The organism is Kocuria oxytropis (genome assembly GCF_040981195.1).
Classification (GTDB): domain Bacteria; phylum Actinomycetota; class Actinomycetes; order Actinomycetales; family Micrococcaceae; genus Kocuria; species Kocuria oxytropis.
Map to the genome: position 1 here is coordinate 1 of NZ_JAVFXA010000116.1, position 523 is coordinate 523.

Below are 523 nucleotides of genomic sequence, written 5' to 3' on the forward strand. Positions count from 1 at the left end.
AGCTACATGCAGATCAACAACGACCTGCGCTGGATGGGCTCCGGCCCCAACACCGGCCTCGGCGAGATCCTCATCCCCGACCTCCAGCCCGGCTCCTCGATCATGCCCGGCAAGGTCAACCCGGTGATCTGCGAGTCCACCATCCAGGTCTGCGCGCAGGTGATCGGCAACGACACCACGGTCTCGCTCTCCTCCACCAACGGCGCGTTCGAGCTCAACGTGGGCATCCCGGTCATGGCCTCGGCCCTGCTGGAGTCGATCCGGCTGCTCGCGAACTCCTCGCGCGTGATGGCGGAGAAGATGATCGACGGGCTCGAGGCGAACACGGAGCGCTGCCGCTTCCTCGCCGAGGCGTCGCCGTCCATCGTGACCCCGCTGAACAAGGCCATCGGCTACGAGGCCGCCGCGAAGATCGCCAAGCACGCCGTGGCGAACAAGATGACGGTGCGCGAGGCGACGATCGCCCGGGGCTACGTCGACAACGGCCAGCTCACCGAGGAGCAGCTGGACCGGGCGCTGGACG

General features: G+C 67.5%; 1 protein-coding gene. It reads left to right on the top strand.

All coding sequences use genetic code 11. From position 1 onward, the window contains the following. On the top strand, positions 1–523 hold a 523-nt coding region (locus QYM41_RS17870; RefSeq protein ID WP_368801107.1), incomplete at both ends, for a lyase family protein.